General features: G+C 66.6%; 9 protein-coding genes. 6 read left to right on the forward strand and 3 right to left on the reverse strand.

The features are described 5' to 3' along the window. Entirely contained in the window at positions 1 to 1,515 is a 1,515-nt protein-coding gene (locus SM130_RS00960) for a tripartite tricarboxylate transporter permease (RefSeq protein ID WP_102823976.1), read from the forward strand. Between the two features lies 1 nt (position 1,516). Further along, positions 1,517 to 2,545, forward strand: coding sequence for an AbrB family transcriptional regulator (locus SM130_RS00965; RefSeq protein WP_102823977.1), 1,029 nt, complete (start codon positions 1,517 to 1,519; stop codon positions 2,543 to 2,545). Here SM130_RS00965 and SM130_RS00970 read toward each other — a convergent pair. After that, on the reverse strand, positions 2,542 to 4,227 hold the full coding sequence (locus SM130_RS00970) for a Na/Pi cotransporter family protein (protein WP_102823978.1): 1,686 nt from the start codon (positions 4,225 to 4,227) through the stop codon (positions 2,542 to 2,544). The two genes, SM130_RS00965 and SM130_RS00970, sit on opposite strands and share 4 nt — an antisense overlap. A 136-nt stretch (positions 4,228 to 4,363) precedes the next feature. Next, complete coding sequence (locus SM130_RS00975; RefSeq protein ID WP_102823979.1) at positions 4,364 to 5,260, reverse strand: cache domain-containing protein; 897 nt, start codon at positions 5,258 to 5,260, stop codon at positions 4,364 to 4,366. A 226-nt stretch (positions 5,261 to 5,486) separates the two neighbouring features. On the opposite strand from SM130_RS00975, the gene recC reads away from it, so the two are divergent. The 4 genes from recC to SM130_RS00995 all read left to right on the forward strand — a co-directional run bounded on the left by recC (position 5,487) and on the right by SM130_RS00995 (position 14,955). Next, a complete protein-coding gene (gene recC, locus SM130_RS00980) occupies positions 5,487 to 8,786 on the forward strand; it encodes an exodeoxyribonuclease V subunit gamma (RefSeq protein WP_102823980.1) in 3,300 nt (1,099 codons plus the stop codon). Next, positions 8,783 to 12,331 carry an exodeoxyribonuclease V subunit beta gene (gene recB, locus SM130_RS00985; RefSeq protein WP_102823981.1) on the forward strand — a complete coding sequence of 1,183 codons (3,549 nt, stop codon included), beginning with the start codon at positions 8,783 to 8,785 and terminating at the stop codon, positions 12,329 to 12,331. The genes recC and recB overlap by 4 nt, the downstream gene beginning before the upstream one ends. Before the next feature lie 199 nt (positions 12,332 to 12,530). Next, positions 12,531 to 14,381, forward strand: coding sequence for an exodeoxyribonuclease V subunit alpha (gene recD / locus SM130_RS00990; RefSeq protein ID WP_102823982.1), 1,851 nt, complete (start codon positions 12,531 to 12,533; stop codon positions 14,379 to 14,381). Between the two features lie 130 nt (positions 14,382 to 14,511). Next, positions 14,512 to 14,955 carry a hypothetical protein gene (locus tag SM130_RS00995; protein WP_102823983.1) on the forward strand — a complete coding sequence of 148 codons (444 nt, stop codon included), beginning with the start codon at positions 14,512 to 14,514 and terminating at the stop codon, positions 14,953 to 14,955. Here the strand turns inward: SM130_RS00995 and SM130_RS01000 are convergent, their stop codons facing one another. Next, positions 14,956 to 15,864 carry an AEC family transporter gene (locus SM130_RS01000; RefSeq protein ID WP_258006866.1) on the reverse strand — a complete coding sequence of 303 codons (909 nt, stop codon included), beginning with the start codon at positions 15,862 to 15,864 and terminating at the stop codon, positions 14,956 to 14,958. Positions 15,865 to 16,012: the final 148 nt, after the last annotated feature.

Genomic DNA, 16,012 nt, shown 5'->3' on the forward strand with positions numbered 1-16,012 from the left:
ATGGAAACACTGAATTTCTTGATGCAGGGCTTCGACGTCGCCACCCGGCCGACCAACCTGTTGGTGGCGCTGTTCGGTGCGTTCGTTGGCACCATCGTCGGCCTCCTGCCCGGCCTCGGCCCGATCAATGGCGTGGCGCTGCTGCTACCGCTGGCTTTTGCCCTTGGCCTGCCGCCGGAAACCGCGCTGATCCTGCTGGCCGCGGTGTACCTGGGCTGTGAATACGGCGGGCGCATCTCGGCGATCCTGCTCAACGTACCGGGCGATGCTGCCGCGGTGATGACCACCCTCGACGGCTATCCGCTGGCGCGCCAGGGCAAGGCCGGTATCGCCCTGTCGCTGTCGGCGGTCAGCTCGTTCGTCGGTAGCATCATCGCCACCTGCGGCGTGGTGCTGTTCGCCCCGCTGTTGGCCAAGTGGGCGGTGGCCTTCGGCCCGGCCGAATACTTCGTGCTGATGATCTTCGCCATCGCCTGCCTTGGCGGCATGGTCGGCGACAAGCCGCTGAAGACGCTGATGGCCGCGCTGATGGGCCTGGCGCTGGCTACCGTGGGCGTCGACTCGACGACCGGCGTGTATCGCTTCACCTTCGGCAGCGTCAGCCTGTCCGACGGCATCCAGTTCGTCATCGTGGTGATCGGTTTCTTCAGCGTCAGCGAGATCCTGCTGATGCTCGAGAAGACCCACAGCGGGCAGAAGGCGGTCAAGGCCAGCGGCCGGCTGCTGTTCAACTTCAAGGAGTTCTGCTTCACCTTCTGGACCATGGTGCGCAGTGCTGTCGCCGGCTTCGTCATCGGCACGCTGCCGGGCGCCGGGGCGACCATCGCCAGCGCCATGACCTACATGAGCGAGAAGCGCATGGCCGGCGACAAGGGCCGCTTCGGCGACGGCGACCTGCGCGGCCTGGCCGCGCCAGAGGCGGCCAATAACGCCTCGGCCTGCGGCTCGCTGATCCCCATGCTGACCCTCGGCGTACCCGGCTCAGGCACCACGGCGGTGATGATCGGCGCGCTGACGCTGTACAACATCACCCCCGGCCCGCTGTTGTTCGAACAGCAGCCGGACGTGGTCTGGGGCCTGATCGCCTCGCTGTTCATCGGCAACGTGATCCTGCTGATCATGAACATCCCGCTGGTCGGCCTGTTCTCGCGCATGCTCAGCGTGCCGAACTGGGTGCTGGTACCGACGATCACGGTGATCAGCATGGTCGGCGTGTATTCGGTGCACAGCACGGTGTTCGACCTGGTGCTGATGGTCGGCCTCGGGGTGTTCGGCTACCTGCTGCGCAAGCTGGACTTCCCGCTCTCGGCGCTGATCCTCGGCTTCGTTCTCGGCGAAATGATGGAAGACAACCTGCGTCGCGCGCTGTCGATCTCCAATGGTGAGCTGGGCATCCTGTATGGCAGCCCGATTACCCTTGCGCTGTGGGCGCTGGCCGTAGCGATGCTGGCCATGCCGGGGCTGCGCTGGTACCTCAAGCGTCGTCGCAGCAACGCGCTCGAGGCACAGGCCTGATATGCGCCAGCGGCTGCCGGCCTGGTGGGCGACGCCGCTGATCGGTGCGTTCGGCGGCTGGCTGGCGAGCCTGGCCAACTGGCCGCTGCCGTGGATGGTCGGCTCGCTGCTGGCAGTGATTGCGGTGCGCTGCAGCGGCTGGCTGGTGGCGGAGATGCCGCGGGGTCGGCAGGCCGGGCAATGGATCGTCGCCAGCGCCATCGGCCTGCACTTCACCAGCGACGTATTGCAGCAGGTGCTGGCGCACTTCGGCGTGATCCTCGCCGGCGCGGTCGGCACCTTGCTGCTCGGCTTGATCGGCCTTTTCATCCTGCTGCGCAGCGGCACGGATCGCGCCACCGCGTTCTTCGCCAGCATGCCGGGCGGCGCCAGCGAGATGGTGGTACTCGCCAACCGGCACCAGGCCGAACCGGCGCGCGTGGCCGCGGCGCACAGCCTGCGCCTGCTGCTGGTGGTGCTGATCGTGCCGGCGCTGTTTACCTGGGGCCTGCCAGCGATGAAGGCCCCACCACCCGCACCGGTGAGCTGGGTCTGGCTGGCGCTGCTGCTGCCGGCCGGTGGCCTGCTGGCATTGATCTGGAAGCGCTTGAATCAGCCCAATCCGTGGATGCTCGGGCCGCTGACTGCCTGCGCCGTGGCCAGCGTAGCGTTCGACCTGCACATCGGTCTGCCGGGCTGGGCCGGCGCGCTGGGGCAGTGGTTGATCGGCTGCTCGTTGGCCTGCCATTTCGATCGCCCATTCTTTCGCAGCGCGCCGGCGTTCCTCCTGCGCATTCTGCTGTTCACCCTGCTGGCGATGCTGATCGCCGCCGCGCTAGGTGGTGCGTTGGGCTGGGCGACGGCATTGGACCCGGTGTCGCTGATGCTTGGCATGATGCCCGGTGGTATCACCGAGCTGTGCCTGACTGCCGAAGCCTTGCAGCTGTCGGTGGCGTTAGTGACGGCGGTGCAGGTGCTCAGGCTGTTTCTGGTGATGTTTCTCGCCGAGCCGCTGTTTCGCGCCTGGCAGCGCAGCAGCGCCAGCGTCTAGGCCGGCCGCCCCGGCAGGTGGGGCTCGTTGGCAATGACATCGCGCGGGGCTTCGGCTGGCCCGCGCGCCTTGCCTGTGCCAGAACCTTCCAGCGCGGCATACGCGGCGCTGCAGAACAGCGAGTTCAGGCGCTTCATATCGGCGATCAGCTCCAGATGCGCGGCGCTGGTCTCGATGCTCTCCACCACCTGCCGGTGTAGGCGATGTACGTGGGAATGCGCCAGCTCGCGCTCCAGCTTGCGGAACTGGCGCTTGTGCTGCAGCAACTGGCGGGCACCGTGGGAATCGCCGGAGATGAACACCGACAGTCCTAGGCGCAGATTGGTGCTGAGCTGGCCGTGTAGCTGGCCGAGTTCCTCCAGGCCGCTGTCGGAGAATGAGCGGCGTTTGGAGGTCTTGAGGTTCTGCACCTTGCTGGCCATGTGTTCGATGATGTCGCCGGCCTGTTCGAGGTTGATCGCCAGCTCGATGATCTCCGCCCAGCGCCGGCCTTCCTGCTCGGCCAGGTCCTCGCGGGGCATCTGCGCCAGGTACAGCTTGACCCCGCTGTAGAGCGCATCGACATCGTCGTCCAGACGGCGAATCTCGTCGCCCGGCTCCGGCCGGTCCTCGCGCAGCACCTCCAGCAGCCGCGCCAGCATCAGCTCCACCATGTCGCCGATGCGCAGGGTTTCGCGGACCGCGTTGGCCAGCGCCAGGCTCGGGGTTTCCAGCGCGGCGAGGTCGAGGTGCCGCGGCTGTGCCACGCCATTTTCCAGCGCCCGTTCCGGCAGCAGGTACTCGCACAGCCGGCTCATCGGCTTCACGGTCGGTAGCAGGATCAGGCAACGCAGGCTGTTGTAGACCAGGTGAAAGCCGATCACCTGGGTCTGCGCGCTGTAGCCCAGGCTGTCCATCCAGACCACCAGCGCGCCGAGAAATGGCAGCACGACGAGGCCGGCGAGCTTGTAGAGCAGATTGCCCAGCGCCACCCGGCGCGCCGTGGCCGGTTGCAGGCTGGCATTGAACCAGGCGAGCAGACCGCTGCCGATGTTGGCGCCGATCACCAGCCCGAGCGCCACCGGCAGGCTGATCAGCCCGGCGCCCGCCAGCGTCGAGGTCAGCAGCACGGCGGCCAGGCTGGAATACGAGAGCACCGCGAACAGCGCACCCACCAGCACCGCCAGCAGGGTGTCGCCGGCCAGTGAGGAGAACAGCACCTGCATGCCGCGCGCCTCGGTGATCGGCTCGGCGGCATGCACAATCAGCTGCAGGGCAAGGATGATCAGGCCGAGGCCGATCAGCACCCGTCCGATCTGGCCGACACGGCTCTGCTTGCGCGACAGGAACAGGCTTACGCCAACCAGCGTCAGCAGCGGCGATAGCCAGGAAAGATCGAGAGTGAGCACGCGGGCCATCAGCGCGGTGCCGACATCCGCGCCGAGCATGATCGCCAACGCCGTAGGTAGCGCCATCAGGCCCTGGGCGACGAATGAGATGGCCAGCAACGCCGTGGCGTTGCTGCTCTGTACCAATGCCGTCACCCCGATACCGGCGCCGAAGGCCAGCGGGGCATTGCCCATGCTCTGGCCGAGCGCCCGCCGCAGATGCGAGCCATACACCCGCATGATCCCGGTACGCACGATATGCGTACCCCAGACCAGCAGGGCGATGGACGACAACAGATGCAACAGGGTCAGCATGGGTCGGGCTCCTGCCCCGGCGAGCGGCAACGACAAAAGCCTGCGTCACAAGGACGCAGAGCTATACCGGGGATATTCGATTGACCCTGGCCCGCCGGCCACGTTCACCGAATCGTCATGGAGCCTGCTGTGCCGATCAGGGGCGGGTGTAGTAGCCCACGCCGAGCAGTACGTCGTCGACCCGCTGGATCAGCGTGTGTTTCTGCTCGACCGCATTGGTCGCCGGGTTGCGCCAGACGTAGTCGACGCTGCCGGAGCCCTGCTTGCGCGCCAGCTCGATCATCTCCTTGAACAATGGCTTGCCGGCAGCGTCATTCACGTTGCGTACATCGACGCCCACCAGGCTCGGCGAGCTGCCGCTGGCGCGATAGCGACCGTCATCCAGGCCGATCACGAAGACGTACTCGTCATTGAAGACAAAGCCGCCACGCGGATCGTTGAAGCTGCGGAAGGCGGCGTCGGCACCCTTGTCCTTGACCTGCTGCACGGCGCGGTCGAGCAGCACCTTGGCGCGCTCGGCAGTGGCACGGGGGATGTAGTAGCCGACACAAAGCACGTGATCGCCGACCTTGCGGAACTGGCTGATCTTGTTCTCGACCTTGTTGTCGGCGGGGTTGAGCCACTTATATTCGACTTCGCCGCTGTCCTGCTTCGTCGACTTGTCGAGGATTTCACGGATGAACGACTTGCCTGCCGCGTCCTTGAGCTCGCCAACGTTCAGCCCTACGAGGCTGGCCGATGGGCCGCTGCTGGCTTGCATGGTGCCATCCTCGCCGAGCACGAAGATGTAGTACTGACCGTGAACGAACTCGCCGTTGCGATCGTTGAAAGCAGTCAGTGCCTGTTCTGGGCCCTTGGCCTGAAATGTCAGGACGGCCTGGTCGAGCAGGGCGCGGGCCTGGCTGGCGTGGTTGCGCTCCACCGAGCCGAGCTTGCGTTCCTGGGCCGGCTCCTGTGCGTGCAGCAGCAGCGGCATGGCGCCCAGCGTGGCAGATAGAGTGAGGGCGAGCAGCTTCTTGCGGTTCCGGTTCATGAACGACTCCTGACCTGATGGCGGGCGGCTAAGCGGCCGCCCCGTAGCCCCATGCTAGGCAGCCGCGGCGCAATTGATATTGGTCGAGAGAAGCAAAAGGGCAGGGCGAAAGGAGGAGACGCACCGCGACATGAGCTGTCGCATGGCGAATGCAGACTGAAATCGCCGGCTCGCTCCTGTCGGAGGCGGGCTGTAACCTAGCGGTTCTCGTTCAAACGGTGTGCTCATGCTCAGCCTTTACCATGCCCCCGACCTCGAAACCCTCGGCGAACTGGCCACGCGCCTGCTCGCCCAGCCGCTCGCTGACCCCTTCGCCCCGGCATTGGTGGTGGTACCGAGCCAGGGCATGGGCCGCTGGCTGACCCTGGAGCTGGCGCGCAAGCAGGGCATCGCCATGCAGCTGGAGATTCAGCTGCCGGCCAAGTTCGTCTGGGACCTGAGCCGCACGGTATTGGGCAGCCTGCCGGAGCAGTCGGCGTTCTCCCCGACGACGCTTACCTGGCGCCTGTATGGCTGGCTCTGTGAACCGACCAATCTCGAGCTGGCGCCGCGCCTGGCGCAGTACCTCGATGGCGGCGACGAGCGCCGGCGACTGTCGCTGGCGGCCAAGATCGCCGATGTCTTCGACCAATACCTGCTCTATCGCGACGACTGGCTGGCCGCCTGGGAGCGTGGCGAAACCTTTGATCTCGGCCCGGACGAGGCCTGGCAGGCGCTGCTCTGGCGCGAACTGACCAAGGACGGCCACCCGCACCGCGCCCGTCTGCTCGACGATCTGCTGCAGCGGCTCTACAGCGACGAAGCCTTGCCTGGCCTGCCCGAGCGGTTGCTGGTGTTCGGCATCAGCAGCCTGCCACCGCACCACTTGCGCGTGCTCGATGGCTTGGCGCGGCATATCGACGTGGTGGTTTGCGCGCTCAACCCGAGCCGCGAGGCCTGGGGCGAGATTCGCGATATTCGCGAGCTGGCGCGCCAGCCCGAGAGCGGCGCTGACGACTGGTATCTGGATGTCGGCCACCCGCTGCTGGCTAGTCTGGGCAAACAGGGCCGCGACTTCTTCGACTCGTTGTTCAGCCTGACCGCCAGCGAGGGCAGTCAGGAGTTTGGCCTCTATTCCGAAGACGAAGACCTGCGCGACGACAGCCTGCTGCACACGCTGCAGAACGACATCCTGCGCCTGCGCACCCGGCAACCGGGTGAGCGAATCAGCCTGGCCGAGGATGACCGCTCGCTGGAAGTGCACATTGCCCATTCGCCGGTGCGCGAAGTGGAAATCCTGCATGACCAGCTACTGGCACGCTTCGCTGCCAATCCTGCACTGACGCCTGACCAAGTGGTGGTGCTGACCCCGGATATCGAACGCTACGCCCCGTTCATCGAAGCCGTGTTCGCGGCGCGTGAGGGCAGCCCGCGGATACCCTACAGCCTCGCCGATCGCAGCCTGCGCGCCGAGATGCCGCTGATCGAGGCCTTCCTCGAACTGCTGATGCTGGCGCAGAGCCGTTTCGCCGCCGAAGAAGTCCTTGCCTGGCTTGAGCAGCCGGCGATTGCCCGTCGCGCCGGGATCGAAAGCGAAGACCTGCCGCTGCTGCGTGATTGGTTGCGCGAAGCCGGCGTGCGCTGGGGCCGCGACGGCAGCCAGCGGGTACGTCTCGGGCTGCCGGACGAATCGGCCTTTACTTGGCGTCAGGGGCTGGACCGGCTGCTGCTGGGCTTTGCCGCGCCGCCGCAACTGGCTGGCGACAACGCGCCATTGCTCGGCGAACACTGGCCGCTGGATGCTCTTGAGGGTGCGCGTGGGCAGTTGCTGGGGCGGCTGGTGGAGTTCGTCGAACGGCTCGGCACGCTGGCTGATCAGCTGGCCCGGCCACGCCCGCTGGCCGAGTGGGCGGATGATCTGCAAATCCTGATCGACATGCTGTTCGACGAGCGGGAAGCCGGCGACACGCTGCTGTTACTGTCCCAGGCCTGTGCCGCATTGCGCGACCAGGCGCAGGCGGCGGACCTGACCCGGCCCATCGAGCTGGAACTGGTACACCAGCAGCTCAGCGCAGCCTTGCAGCAGGGCGGCGGCGCCTCGGGCTTCCTCACCGGCGCGGTGACCTTCTGCACCATGGTGCCGATGCGCAGCCTGCCGTTCCGCGTGGTCTGCCTGCTCGGCCTGGACGATGGCGCCTTTCCACGGCGTACCCCGCCGTCGGGGTTCGACTTGATCGGCCGGCATCCGCGCCGCGGGGATCGGGCACGGCGGCTGGACGACCGCTATCTGCTGCTGGAAACCCTGCTCTCGGCGCGCGAGGCGCTGTACCTGTCCTATGTTGGCCGCGACCCGCGCGACAACGCCGTGCTGCCGCCCTCGGTGCTGCTCAGCGAAGTGCTTGAAGCGGTGGACATGACCGCCGAACTGCCCGTTGCTGGCGCTTCCGAGAGTGCCGGCCAGTCCGCAGCCAAGACGGCCAGCCAGAAAATTCTTGTCGCCCACCCGCTGCAGCCGTTCTCACCGCGCAATTTCGGCGACGCGCCCTGTGCCGGCTATTCGCTGCCCTGGTTCCGCGCCGCCCAACGCCTCGCCGAGCCGCCACAAACCCAGCCGCAGCCGTTCGCCAGCCTGCTCGCCGAACCCGACGAGGCGTGGCTGACCCTCGAGCCGTCGCAGCTGCTGCAGTGCTTCCGCCATCCGGCTCGCTTCCTGCTCGAGCAACGCCTCGGTTTGCGCCTGGCCGACAGCCAGGAATCGCTCGCCAGTGACGAGCCGTTCGATCTGGAAATGCCAGCCTGGAATGGCCTGCGACGCCTGTCGCTGCAGGCGATGGAACATGGCTGGAGCGATGAAGAAGAACGCCGCATGGCCTGTGCCGCCGGCTGGCTACCCACCGGCGAACTGGGCCAGGCGCTGTGGGGCAAGCTGCGCGGGCCGGTGCGTGCCTTCGCGCCGCGCCTGTTCGAACTGCGCCCGGACGCGGTGCCCGAGCCGCTGCCGGTGGACATCACCCTGGCCGGCGTGCGCGTGCATGGCTGGCTCGACGGGGTGACCCCGGCCGGACTGTTCGGCTGGAAGCTGGGTCGACTGGGCGAATGGGACCTGCCGCCATTCTGGCTGCGTCATCTGCTGCTCAACCTCTCAGCCACGCCCGGCATCGAGCGCCACAGCCTGATGCTGTCGCCCGCTGGTGATTGGCAGCTGGCGCCGCTGGCCAATGCCGCGCAGCTGCTGGAACCCTGGCTTGAGGCCTATCGCTGCGCCATTCGCGAACCGCTGCCGTTGCTGCCACGCAGCAGTCATGCCTTCGCCAAGGGCTATCGCAAGCCGGCCCGCGGCAGCGAGCCGCTTGACTGTGGCCGCAAGCGCGCCCGCGAGGCCTGGCTGGGCGCCGAGTTCAGCCCCATCGCCGCCGAGTCCGAAGACCCCTGGAACACGCTGGCCTTCCGCGACCGCAATCCGCTGGATGAGCGGTTCGAAAGCCTGGCTCAGGAATTGATCGGCCCTGCGCTTGACGCCCTGGCTGAAGACGAGGAGGAAGCATGAAACTCGACCTGCTCGATTCGCCTTTCGATGGCCGCTCACTGATCGAGGCCAGCGCCGGCACCGGCAAGACCTGGACGCTTACCGCGCTCTATGCCCGCTTGTTGCTGGAGCGGCAGCTGTCGGTGGGGCAGATTCTCGTGGTCACCTACACGACTGCGGCGACCGCCGAGCTGCGCGAACGCATCCGCGCGCGGCTGGCCGATTTGCTGGCGGTCTACGAGGGCACGCCCAGCGATGACGATTTCCTCAACAATCTTCATGCTCGCTACCCGGACGAAGCCTCGCGGCGACGCCTGCTGCTGGCCGTGCACGGTTTCGACGAGGCGGCGATCTTCACTATCCATGGCTTCTGCCAACGTGCCCTGCAGGATGCGGCCTTTGAAGCGGGTGGCGATTTCGATAGTGAGCTGACCGCCGACGATCGCGAGATCATCGACGCGCTGCTCGCTGACGCCTGGCGCAGCGAACTGGCCGATGCCGACCCGGCCTGGGCGCGCTTTCTGGCGAAGAGCCGGATCACGCCGGTGTGGTTACGTCAGCGCCTGCGCAGCCATCTGGGCAAGCCCTATCTGCGGGTCGAGCCGCAGGGTGCGCCGGTTGCCGCCGATCTGCGCCCGGTAGAAGCCGCCTGGCAGCGCGCCGCTGATCTTTGGAAGCAAGCAGGCACCGCCTGGGTTGCCGAGCTGTTGGCCCATGGTGGGCTCAGCCAGAGCACGCACAAAAGCATCAAGTTCGCACCCTGGCAGGTTGAGCTCGACGCCTATTTCGCCGATCCGGCGGTGATGTTCGACCTGCCCGACGGCGCCGCCAAGTTCGGTGTCCGCGCGCTGACCAAGGCGTGCAAGAAGGGCCATGACGCGCCGGTCTGCGAGCTGGCCCATGCGTTGGACGAACTGGCCGACCAGGTCGCCGAAGCGCTGCCGGCCGGCAAGCAACGGCTGATTGCCCTGCAGGTCGCGCTGCTGGAACGGCTCAACCGCGAACTGCCCGAGCGCAAGGCGGCGCAGCGACTGCTGGCGTTCGACGACCTGCTCAATCGCCTGGACCAGGCGCTGCTCGGTCCGGTCGGCGAAGACCTGGCGGCCTCGCTGCGTGCGACCTACCCGCTGGCGCTGATCGACGAATTCCAGGATACCGACCCGATCCAGTACGCCATCTTCAACCGCATTTATGCCAGGGCCAGCGAGGCGTCGCTGTGCTTCGTCGGCGATCCCAAACAGGCGATCTATGCCTTCCGCGGTGCGGACCTGGCGACCTACATGACCGCCAAGCAGCAGGCGGATCGCGAACCCTTCAACCTGCCAACCAATTATCGCTCGACGCCCGAGCTGATCGCCGCGTTGAACCAGCTGTTCGATCATCCGCAGCCGTTCGCCCAACCTGATCTGCGCTATCCAGCAGTAGGCGCGGCCGACAAGCCGCGTGCGAGCTTGCGGCTGGTGGAAGAGGCCGAAGCAGCGCCGCTCTCGCTGGTCTGGCTGGGCGACGATCCGCTGGGCAAGGGTGAGGCCGCACCGCTAGCCGCGAGCGACACTGCGCGGCGTATCGCCCTGCAACTGGCGGGCGCCGCCGAGGGTCGTGCTGGTTTCGACAAGGACGGCGTGTTTACCCCGCTCAAGGGCGGTGACATTGCCGTGCTGGTAGCTAACCATCGCCAGGCCGGGATGATCGCCGATGAACTGGCCGCACGTGGTGTGCCCAGCGTGCGCCGTGGTCGTGACAGTGTCTGGCGCAGCGAGGAGGCCGCTGAACTTGCCGCGGTGCTGGCCGCCTACGCTGAACCCGGACGTGAAGGCCTGCTGCGCTACGCCCTGGCCACGCGCCTGCTGGGCCGCAGCGCCGCCGATCTCGCCCGTTGCCAGGATGATCAGCAGCAGTGGGACGCCGAGCGCGAGGCTGCCGAGCGCTACCACCAGCTCTGGCAGCAGCAGGGCTTCATGCGTGTGTTCCGGGCCTGGCTCGATGAACAAGCGGTGGCCGAACGGCTGCTGGCGCGGGTCGATGGCGAACGCCGGCTGACCAACCTGCTGCACCTGGGCGAACTGCTGCAAGCCGAAAGCCTGCTGCGACCGGGGCTCGAACCGCTGCTCGCCTGGTTCAATGCACAGCGCGGCAGCGAGGGGACCGGTGAGGAAGCCTTGCTGCGCCTGGAAAGCGATGCCGAACGGGTGCAGATCGTCACCATCCACACCAGCAAGGGCCTGGAATACCCTTTGGTGTACTGCCCCTTCCTGTGGGACGGCAAGCTGCTCGGCAAGAACCGCGACAGCGCCCGCTGCCACGATGCCAACGGCCAGCCGCTGCTGGATTTGGGCAGCGAAGAACTTGAGGACAACCTCGAACGCGCCCGCCAGGAAGTCTTCGCCGAACAGCTGCGCCTGGCCTACGTTGCCCTGACTCGTGCCCGTGATCGGCTCTGGCTGCACTGGGGGCCGGTCAACCTGTGCAAGCCGAAGAAGGACGGCACGCTTGCCGATGAAGGCCTGCACAGCAGCGCCCTGGCCTGGCTGCTGCATGGGCGCGAACTTCCGGGTGAGCAACCGTTGAGCGAGCTGGGCAACTACTTGGCTGACTTCAACGGCGGCAGTCTGCGCCTGGCCATTGAGCGGCTGGTTCAGCACAGCGATGGCCATATGGCCTGCCTGTCGCTGGAGCAGCGCGAAGCCAGCGCTCAAGGACCGGGCCGGGCAGCGCCACCGGCTCAGCTGTCGCAGCTCAATCGCAGCCTGCACAGCGCCTGGCGGATCGGCAGCTTTTCCGGCCTTGCGGCCGGCATGCACATGGAAGCGCCCGACCGCGATGCCCTGGCGATTCCCGATGCTGGCGAGCCGGGCAGCGGCTTTTTCGCCTTTCCTCGCGGCGCCCGCGCCGGCACTTGCTTGCACGCGATCCTCGAAGACTGGGCGCGGGGCAAAGGCGAGCTGGCGGAACTCGTCGAGCCCGCATTGCAGGCTTACGGTCTGCCGCTGGAATGGAAAGAGATCGCCACCGGCCATCTGCAGAAGGTGCTGGAGACTGATATGAACGGCGCCGGCCTGACCCTCGCTGCGTTGCAGTCTGCCAGACGCCTGCCCGAGTTGGGCTTCACCTTCCCGGTGCGGGACCTGGACGTGGCGCGGCTGCGCAGCCTGCTGGTCGATCCGGCCAATGGCCTCGCCGCACCCCTGCGCGAGGCAGCGGCGCGGCTGGAGTTCGACAGCCTCAAGGGCTTTCTGAAAGGCTTCATCGACTTGACCTTCGAGCACGACGGCCGCTGGTATATCGCCGACTACAAATCCAACTGGCTCGGCCCGGATGCGAGTTACTACGGCGGTGAACGGCTGCTGCAGGCCTTGGCAGGCGAGCATTACTACCTGCAATACCTGATTTACTTGGTCGCCCTGCGTCGTTTCCTGCGCCAGCGCCTGGCGGATTTCCACAACGAACAGCTCGGCGGCGCCTTCTACCTGTTCCTGCGCGGCATGCCGGAAGCCGGCGTCTACTTTGCGAGACCAGATGACGCACTGCTCGATGCGTTGGATCGGCTGTTCGAGGAGGGGCGGTGATGCACGTAGGTTTTGTAGAAATCGTCGGGTCGCAGTTTGCGTCTGTTCAATGCGCTCATCCTGCTGAGCACGTCGGTGGGCTGAAGCCCACCCTACGGGTGGTGCGCCCGGATATCTCCGTAGGGGGGGCTGGGTGGCGTTCCGCTTCAGTCCACCGTTGGGCCCGTCGTCTGGCACCTTCTGTATCGAGGCCTACCCGATGACGCTTCGCTCCGATATACCCCTTGGCCCGCTGGAACGCGCATTCGTCGCCAGTCTGCAGCGGCTCGAACCGGACGCATCCGAGTCGGTGCTGCTCGCCGCTGCGCTGTGTTGCGAAGCCCTGGCGTCCGGAGACGTCTGCCTGCCGCTCCAGCGTTTCGCCGGCAAGCGACCCTGGCCTGAAGTCGACCTGGCTTTGCCTTCGATGGCGCAATGGCGTGCGCAGCTTGAGGCTTCGCCACTGATCGGCGCGCCAGACGATTACGCGCCGCTGACCCTTGTCGGCGACCGGCTCTACCTGGCCCGTTATCAGGCCTATGAGCAACAGCTGGCCGAGCAGTTGCTCACCCGCGCCGCGGATGCACCGGACGTGGATGAGCAGCAGCTGAGCGACAGCCTGGCGCGCTTGTTCGCCTTTAACCAGCAGAGCCCTGACTGGCAGCGCCTCGCGGCCGCTCAAGCGGTGCGCCGACGCCTCGCGGTTATCTCCGGCGGCCCCGGCACCGGCAAGACCACCACTGTGGTGCGCCTGCTGGCGGCATTGCTGGAACAGCCCGGTGGTGAACGCCTGGCCATCGGCCTCGCGGCACCCACCGGCAAGGCCGCGGCGCGCATGGCCGAGGCGATCCGCAACGCCAAGGCCGATCTGCCGGTCAGCGATGCTGTGAAGGATGCGTTGCCGGACGAGGCGCGCACCTTGCATCGCCTGCTCGGCAGCCGCGGCGACAGCCCCAAGGTGCGTCATGACGCGGCCAACCCGCTGGCCTTGGACGTGCTGGTAGTAGACGAGGCGTCGATGGTCGACCTGGCGCTGATGGCCAAGCTGGTCGCCGCGCTGCCGCCCAAGGCGCGCCTGATCCTGCTCGGCGATAAGGACCAGTTGGCCGCGGTGGAAGCCGGCGCGGTGTTCGCCGAATTCTGCGAAGGGCGCGGTTTCGATGCCCAAGCGGCGGCCGATCTGCAACGCATTACCGGGCAGAACGTACCCGTCGAGACGCCGCGATCGCAACTGGGCGATGCAGTGGCCCTGCTCACCCACAGCCATCGCTTCGCTGGAGACAGCGGCATCGGCGAGCTGGCGCGGCGGATCAACGCTGGCGACGCCAAGGGCACCGTCGCGTTGCTGCAGGAGGGGCGTGCGGACCTGGCCTGGAATGCAGCACCCAGCCCCACGGCGCTGATCGAACGCCTGGAGCAGGGCTACGCACCCTATCTCCAGGCGGCACGGCAAGCCGATCCAGCCGCAGCCTTCGAAGCCTTCAACGGCTTTCGCGCGCTGACCGCCCAGCGCGAAGGGGCCTTTGGCGTAACGGGTATCAACGATGCCCTGGAAGCGCGCTTCAAGCGTCGCCTCGGTGTGCCGGCACGCGAACGCTGGTATCCCGGCCGCGCAGTGATGGTGCGACAGAACGACTACGCGCTGGGCCTGTTCAACGGCGATATTGGCCTGTGTCTGAAAACCGAGCAGGGCCTGCGGGTGTTCTTCGAGGGCGACGAGGGTTATCGCGGCTTCGCCCCGGCGCGGCTGCCAAGCCACGACAGCGCTTTCGCCATGACGGTGCACAAAAGCCAGGGCTCGGAGTTCGCTGAAGTGCTGCTGGCGCTGCCGGAACAACCCAGCCCGTTGCTGACGCGCTCGCTGTTCTACACCGGTATCACCCGCGCCAAGCGCAAGGTCGAGATCTGGGCGCTGCCGGCGCGTCTGGCCGAGGCGGTCAATACGCGCGCCGAGCGCGCGGCGGGCTTGGCCGAGCGATTGGCACTACATGAGAACTACAGCAGAGCCGCCGAAATGTTGCCCGATGCCAAGCCAGAGGAGCCTAAGGGCGATCAGCTCAGCCTGTTCTGAACCGTGCGCGGCTACTCGAAGCCGGCACGTTCGCTGCTCATCGCCGCCTGTTTCGTGAAGCCGTTGTGCGTATGGCGCTCGGAATTCTGTTCCGATGCGCTTTCGCCAAAAGCTGACACCGGAACTTGCGATGAGAACGTTCTTCCTTCTGCTATGGGGCATGCTCAGTCTGATGATTAGCACTGCGGCGCTGCGCGAGCTCTGGCTTGCGCCTTCCGCGGCCAGCGGTTTCGCCCTGCTGCTGGTGGTCTATTACATCGTCTGCTTCTTCCAGTTGATTCGTGCCGCTTACCTGCCATGGGGGCTGATGGGCGCGTATCGGCGCAGCGGCTACTGGCTGTGCCTGATTCTGCTGCCGCTGACGCTGATCCCCCTGCACGCGGCTTATCAAATCTGGGAGCAGGGCGGTTACGTCGCGGTTGAAATGTCCCGGCGTGCCGAATGGCTGCACCAGCTGCTCGGTTGGCTGCAGGACGCCCTCGGTTATCTCGGCCCGCTGCTGGTTCTCTGCGCGCTGGGCGTCGGCCTGGCATTGATGCTGCTGCGTCTGCTGCGCGGCCAAGTCGCGCGTTGATCAGCCGTTGAGCAGCGTCAGCACCAGTGGCAGGCTGGCCGCCGCGAGCAGCGTCTGCAAGGTGATGATGCCGGCCATGAGGTGGCTGTCGCCGCCGAGCTGACGGGTCAGGACATAGGCGGTCGGTGCGGTGGGCAGGGCGAAGAACAGTACCAGGATGGTCGTTTCCATCGATGGCAAGCCGAGCACCAGCGCCACGCAGTAGGCCAGCAGCGGCACGGCCAGCAGGCGCGCCGCGCAGTTCCAGCCCAGCGCGGGGATTTCCCCGCCTAGTTCCTGTGGCTTGAGCGCCGCACCGACGCAGAGCAGCCCGAGTGGCAGGCTGGCCGCAGCGAGCAGGCTCAGCAGCCGGTCCGTGCCGCCGGGTAAACCCAGCCCGGACAGGTTGACCAGAGCGCCGGCGACGCAGGCCAGGATCAGCGGATTCTTGATGATGGGCAGCAGCAGGCCGCGCGCACTGACGCCACGCTCAGCGGTCAGCGCCCAGACCGACATGACATTCACCGTTGGTACCATCAGCGCCAGCATCAGTGCTGCCAGTGCCAGGCCCTCCTTCCCGAACAGGCTGCCAACGGCAGCCAAACCCAGATAGGTATTGAAACGCAGCACGCCCTGGGTAACGGCCCCGAAGCGGCCGGCGGCCCAGCCGCGCAAGCGCTTCATCAGCAGCAACGCGATCCAGGCAAGCCCCAGTGCGAGCATTACGGCAGCGGCCAGGCGCGGCAACGCCGGGTTATCCAGCGGCGCCGTGGCCAGGCTGCTGAATAGCAAGGCGGGAAAGAGCACAAAGTAGTTGATGCGCTCGGCGCCGGGCCAGAACTCGGCGCTGGGAAAGGCGCGCAAGCGCAGGAAATAGCCGGCTACGATTAGGGCGAACAAGGGCCAGAGGGCCAGCAGCAAGGCAGTCACGGATACATCCAGCAGTGCATGTCGCTCGATCTTCGATGCTGGAAACATCCAGCGCAAGTCTTGTGTCCAATTCGCGGTTGCGACATGGGCGCCACGCCGGTCGGGCCACCGACAAACGCGTAGTGGCTTGGTGATATCATTCGTCGCC

The organism is Stutzerimonas stutzeri, assembly GCF_038561965.1.
GTDB lineage: Bacteria > Pseudomonadota > Gammaproteobacteria > Pseudomonadales > Pseudomonadaceae > Stutzerimonas > Stutzerimonas stutzeri_AA.

Excerpts from the sequence above, each read along its gene's own strand:
- SM130_RS00960 (WP_102823976.1), top strand. The coding sequence starts at position 1 with ATGGAAACACTGAATTTCTTGATGCAGGGCTTCGACGTCGCCACCCGG.
- SM130_RS00965 (WP_102823977.1), top strand. The coding sequence starts at position 1,517 with ATGCGCCAGCGGCTGCCGGCCTGGTGGGCGACGCCGCTGATCGGTGCG.
- SM130_RS00970 (WP_102823978.1), bottom strand. The coding sequence starts at position 4,227 with ATGCTGACCCTGTTGCATCTGTTGTCGTCCATCGCCCTGCTGGTCTGG.
- SM130_RS00975 (WP_102823979.1), bottom strand. The coding sequence starts at position 5,260 with ATGAACCGGAACCGCAAGAAGCTGCTCGCCCTCACTCTATCTGCCACG.
- recC (WP_102823980.1), top strand. The coding sequence starts at position 5,487 with ATGCTCAGCCTTTACCATGCCCCCGACCTCGAAACCCTCGGCGAACTG.
- recB (WP_102823981.1), top strand. The coding sequence starts at position 8,783 with ATGAAACTCGACCTGCTCGATTCGCCTTTCGATGGCCGCTCACTGATC.
- recD (WP_102823982.1), top strand. The coding sequence starts at position 12,531 with ATGACGCTTCGCTCCGATATACCCCTTGGCCCGCTGGAACGCGCATTC.
- SM130_RS00995 (WP_102823983.1), top strand. The coding sequence starts at position 14,512 with ATGAGAACGTTCTTCCTTCTGCTATGGGGCATGCTCAGTCTGATGATT.